Here is a 5,155-nt window from a genome sequence, read left to right on the forward strand (position 1 = left end):
GCAAATCTCGTAGTCGATGGTGTGCATATACTGAAAAACGATAGGGTTAAACAGTGCCGACCAGCGGGAGGCCTGGTTTGTTGATGGGTCGGATAAGAGGATTGACATTTTATGATGAGTTATTGGTTATTAGGTTATTAAGTTATTGGCGGGTATTATAAGTGTTGGTTTTAGTCATCCATTGCGTTAAATAATTGATTGGTTGCATTTTGCAGGTATTGGTCGCTTATGCCGTCGAAAACCTGGTCGAGGGCATCGAGGTTGAGCGGTACGCTTAGTACGCCCGAATTACCGACAGCCCTGAATAGTTTGGTGCCGTTTTTATGGATGGTTTTAGCTACTGCATAAGGGTTAATGTCAAGGCCTTTATCTTCCAGCCATTCTTGAATGATTTGAACGAGGTTTGGATTGCCTGCAACCGCGTTGGTGCTGGTTGGGCCACGGCCGTGTTCCATAAAATAGATGCTGCTATCCGCCTGTAGCTCATAGCCATTATCGGTTGGAACCACCTCAAGAGAGGCCAATGTTTTACCACTTGCCGACAGACCCTTTTGTGTTGCAGCATCGATAATTTGGTTTTTTATATCCGTAAAGTAGGAGAGAAGACCAGCCTTCGGGTCATTGGTCATTAAGTCATTTGCCATGGTCGTCAATTATTGGTTTTGAAACTATTGAACTAATGCACATTCGGCAGCGTAGCCTTTTTTATCCCGTAATGTAATCATAGTGAGTACACCGCAGACTGCCGAATCAAACTTGTAGAAGAGATGCTTGAACTGTATTTTGGTTATATGGTCGTATTGCCGGGTTTGGTTTATTCGGGCTACGTATGCTATTGCCATATCTTTCATTTGTTCGGCAATGGCTTCTTGCTGGTCGGTTGTGCTGTCGATATCCGCCTGTTGACAGAAAAACAGGAAAAGCGGCCATGTTTTACGGGCAACACCCGTTGCTGCCGATAGTTCGGCACCCGAGTTGACAATGGTTTGCACATGCAGCATGGGGAAAGCAGCATCATCTGCCTGTAGGTTAGCTTCATAATCCGTGCCGTAAAAAAAGGAAGCAATCGCTGTTTGTTGCGATGCCAGGGTTGCTAAAAATTCTTTCATTTTTTTGGTTCATTAGTTCAATGGTTCATTAGTTCATTTGTTTTGGCTTAGTCGTTAGCGGGTATTCGCAGTTTCGACGTAGCGTTTTTGGTAGTCCATCCTTTCCCGGTTCATCAGCAATTTGATGATGGTGCGTTCGTAAGATTGGTTTAACACCAAATCCCATTTGGTAATATCGAAACCCGCTAAGGTATCGATGGTGAGCAGCCAGCCGAATTGGTTCAGCTTTTCGGCTTTGGCGCGTATTTCAGCCGGATCCGGCGGCCTGTTCAATAAGGTGGCCTGCTCTTCTATAAGTTTGGATACCGCCGAAAAAAAAAATTTGCTATCGGGATGGCATCTGTTATGGGTATGGTATGTACTTTCTCCATATATCCTTCATCTTCAACACCTTCATCACTGTATAAAACGCCATCGCCCATATAGGGCAAATAAAAATAATGCGCCAATAATTGTGGAATAATAGGCATGGGGTCGAAATCGACCTTCTTTTCGGCACATTGTTTCAGTTCTTCGTTTATCAGGTTGTGCACGGCAATAAAGGCACCTACAGGTTCCAGTTTCAGGTTGCGCGGCACTTTAACTACCTTGCCATCCATTACAGTTTGTTTGGGCAGTTTGGCATCATCAAAACCTGTGGCCAGTTTTTGGGCGATATTGCCCAACAAGGCCTGGCATTTTGCCAGATCGGTCCGGCTTTTAAAGTTTTGAATGGTTTGCCTTTGCAGACCTGTAAGGGCGCATATTTCGCCGATCATATCCTTCGCTTGGCGCAAAGCATAGAATTGCTTTAGATTGATTTCGGACAGTTCGGTTGGGAAACTATAATGGTTTCCATTAAGTTTAATTGGAAGCATATTCAATTGGTACTAAATGATGAACTAATGCAAATAGTCGAGAAAATACTGTAACCCGCATGTATATTACAAACATCACAAAAGTAATAAAAATAATTTGATTCTGCAAATTTTGTTGCTAATTTGTCAACAACCGTTTTTTTCCCGATGGTATTTTATCCGCATCCTTATCGGCGAAATGGAACGTGGCTTTGCCGGTAATTTTATCTTCTTTAGTAAGGCAAAGTTCGGTTGCAGCCCACACTAAAGCATCTATCCGGTTTGGCGACTTGCTACCCTTTTTTGAATCCCAACTTGTCATTTCAATTTCGAGCGCTAAAAATTGCCCGATATGGTGTGCTTTGCCCTGCTCATAAAGGGCGGCTACCGGCTCGGCCCGGGTAAATTTGTCGCGTGTGGCGCGTACGCCTTTGTAACTTATGGTTGTTTCCTTTCGTCCACGTAAAACGGTCTCGATGAGGTCGCCACCGTTATTTGTTTCACCAATTAACCGGTCGGCTTGGTATTGTTCGTATAATACAATGGCCTGTGCAGTCCATTCGTTTGAACTATACTTGCCGCTTTTATCTTCAAGTACATATAAATGATTATCAAAGCCTATACCGGCAACAATTATCCCCGTTTCGTCGGATGTATCTTTACTGGTTACGGCAGGGTCAACAGCCACCACAATGCGTTTCAAGCTCACCGGTAAGGTGCCATCGGGCAGGCGTTGCAATCGTAAGCCGTTTATCAGGTCATCGGTCCACAAAGCGCCGTCGGTATCATCAGCAAATTCGCCATCCCTAAAGCGTAAACGCTTGCGTAAAGGCAAGGAATCCAGCGTATCCAAGTAGTCGCTGCTGATATTGGCCAGGTTTTGATCGGGGTTCATTCTTAACATGGAATAGCGGTTTTGGTTAAGTGTGGTGTTGGTTTCAGGCTCGGTATAGCCTACAAATATTTTATACAACCAATGCTTTTTGCTTGGCGGGTTGGCATCAATAAACAACAATGGCCGGGCATTTTCCATCTGTTGTGCCAAACGTGTTTTAATGGTAGTATATGTGTTATATGATATTTGGCTGGCCTCGTTTAAAAATACGGTCAAAAATTCCATGCCCAGTATTTTTTCAGTGCGGTCCTTTTCGTCAAGCCCCGCCAGCCATATTTGCGAACCATTTCCAAATTCGATATAATAGTCGGTATTACGCCAGGTTACGGATGCGTCCGGATAACAAAGTTTGAGCACTTTGCGCAACGTATCGCGCCAAACGGAGTTTTTAACATGGTTAAACCTAAAACGTGCTATCAAATGGCGCGAACCCGCATTTGCCAGGGCCATTTGTATTTGCTGATAGATAATGATAAATGTTTTGCCCGACCGGCTGCCACCAACCAGAAAAAATTCTTTCGCCAAGGTTTTAAATCGCTCTATTGCGGTATTTTGGACTAAGGTCAATTCGAACAGAGCGCTTTTATTGCTTACTGGGATGGGTGTTTTTTTGCGCATCACTTTATTTGAAAAATGAGTTGATAGCGACTATTTGGTTGAACCAATTAGCTGTGCTTGTTTTATTACAAAAATTTCTATAGTAATTTGATGATGTAAAGGTACGATTTTTTTAGATCGAAAAAAAGAGAAAAAGATTTTCAAAACAAAGTTTATTGTAGCAAAATATTTTGCGGCTTCCATTATCATTTATAAAGCGTTATCCCTTAAATTTATTCACTTAGGATACTTACAGAATTATGCGCGGAGTAAGAGATATAAGGGGATTTTATGATTGCATGGCATGGTTGTTGCTATGTTTTATTACTTTTACAATTTGATAGAACCTTTATTACATGAGCAAAGCGTTAAGGATAAAAATTATTGATTATTTGCGTAGGCATGATGCTACGGTTAAATATATTGATATAAAGGCTCATGTTCTGCACGATAAGGATTCGGTTGAACAACGCGACGAATTTAAAGCCACCCTCGATTATCTTTCGAACAATAAATATATAGCCATAAACGGATCGTATGAGTTTTTACATTGGACGATGGCTCAGGGGCTGTACAACCTTGGTAACAAGGTTATAGCTGCCAAACTAACACCCAAAGGACAAAATTATCAGCCGGAAAAAGGCGAGGATGAAATGGAAGCGGCAGTACAGCCTGTTTTGGCGGTTATCAAAAAATCGAACGAAGCAAAATACGAGCGCGCATATGGTGCTGAGGCCGAAGAGGTGACTGCTGAGGAGAGTTACGAAGCAGATAAGACAGTTGAACCTAAATATTACCAACCTGACGAGGTTAGCTTGCCCTGGTATACCGAGACGAAGCCGGAAGTGACTGAGGAGCCAAAACTACCTTGGTATGAAGATGTAAATCCTCCGGAGCCTGTTGAAGAGCCTAAATTACCTTGGTACGAAGACGTAAAACCGACGGAGCCGGTTGAGGAACCAAAACTACCCTGGTATGAAGATGTAAAGCATGATGACCCTGTTGCAGAACCTAAGCTGCCATGGTATGAAGACGTAAACCCTGCAGAGCCGCAACCCATACCTGAGCCGTTTGAAGAAAAAACAGAGCCGAAAATATATAAGTTTCCGCCCATTGATTACAAGCCTGAAAACATAACCAGGCACCCAGCACCGATGGTGATTGAAATATTGAACGAAAACCTATCGCAAAGTTTAGATGCCATATCGAACCTCAAAATAAAAAAGCCTGCAAGGCTAACCGGTGATTTTGAAAGGGATGTGAATATAATACTGAAATTTGTATTGGTTGTCGTGTTGTTCTTGTTTTTTGCATGTATTGTTTGGCTTTATATGGGATAGCGATGGCACATGAAGACGATATCGCATTTTTGGCCGGGCAACTTTTGCCCCGGTTTATCCCCAAAAACGCTGCAGCAACTACCCTTAGTTTTCAGTTTACTATTGCCCCGAGTACTACATACCGGGTTAATTTTGAAAAAAATGGAACTGACAAAAAAGGCGACTGGAAATTACTGAGCTACGAAGAAGTTGCTGATTAGTTATTATAGTTAATGCATCAGTTCGAATAACGTAGTAAGGAATAAGTGTACGTCGTCAAACTAAAGTGAACCAAGGCTTGTGTAGTGTTTCGGGTTTAAAGTAAAGGTAAGTTTTTTATTTTGGGGGTGCAAGTGATCTGTGATTTTATTTTTTCATAGGCAAGTTTTCTGTTTTTAA

At 42.4% G+C, this 5,155-nt stretch carries 7 protein-coding genes; 2 read left to right on the forward strand and 5 right to left on the reverse strand.

Translation table 11 applies throughout. The features are described 5' to 3' along the window. Nucleotides 1-170: 170 nt before the first annotated feature. The 5 genes from QZX97_RS05510 to QZX97_RS05530 all read right to left on the reverse strand — a co-directional run bounded on the left by QZX97_RS05510 (nt 171) and on the right by QZX97_RS05530 (nt 3,458). Nucleotides 171-644, reverse strand: coding sequence for a hypothetical protein (locus tag QZX97_RS05510; RefSeq protein ID WP_295651689.1), 474 nt, complete (start codon nt 642-644; stop codon nt 171-173). Nucleotides 645-668: 24 nt separating this feature from the next. After that, nucleotides 669-1,109: a hypothetical protein gene (locus QZX97_RS05515; protein ID WP_295651691.1), complete on the reverse strand. Its 441-nt coding sequence runs from the start codon at nt 1,107-1,109 to the stop codon at nt 669-671. Between the two features lie 54 nt (nt 1,110-1,163). Then, on the reverse strand, nt 1,164-1,382 hold the full coding sequence (locus QZX97_RS05520; RefSeq protein ID WP_295651693.1) for a hypothetical protein: 219 nt from the start codon (nt 1,380-1,382) through the stop codon (nt 1,164-1,166). Between the two features lie 17 nt (nt 1,383-1,399). Continuing rightward, nucleotides 1,400-1,966, reverse strand: coding sequence for a hypothetical protein (locus tag QZX97_RS05525; RefSeq protein WP_295651695.1), 567 nt, complete (start codon nt 1,964-1,966; stop codon nt 1,400-1,402). Nucleotides 1,967-2,084: 118 nt separating this feature from the next. Then, nucleotides 2,085-3,458 (reverse strand): phage terminase large subunit, encoded by a 1,374-nt coding sequence (locus QZX97_RS05530; RefSeq protein WP_295651697.1) that lies wholly within the window; start codon nt 3,456-3,458, stop codon nt 2,085-2,087. A gap of 335 nt (nt 3,459-3,793) precedes the next feature. On the opposite strand from QZX97_RS05530, the gene QZX97_RS05535 reads away from it, so the two are divergent. Further along, nucleotides 3,794-4,777: a hypothetical protein gene (locus QZX97_RS05535; RefSeq protein ID WP_295651699.1), complete on the forward strand. Its 984-nt coding sequence runs from the start codon at nt 3,794-3,796 to the stop codon at nt 4,775-4,777. A gap of 2 nt (nt 4,778-4,779) precedes the next feature. Further along, nucleotides 4,780-4,977 carry a hypothetical protein gene (locus tag QZX97_RS05540; protein ID WP_295651701.1) on the forward strand — a complete coding sequence of 66 codons (198 nt, stop codon included), beginning with the start codon at nt 4,780-4,782 and terminating at the stop codon, nt 4,975-4,977. Nucleotides 4,978-5,155 lie beyond the last annotated feature (178 nt).

Origin of the sequence: uncultured Mucilaginibacter sp., from assembly GCF_903893715.1 — a bacterium.
Lineage (GTDB): Bacteria > Bacteroidota > Bacteroidia > Sphingobacteriales > Sphingobacteriaceae > Mucilaginibacter.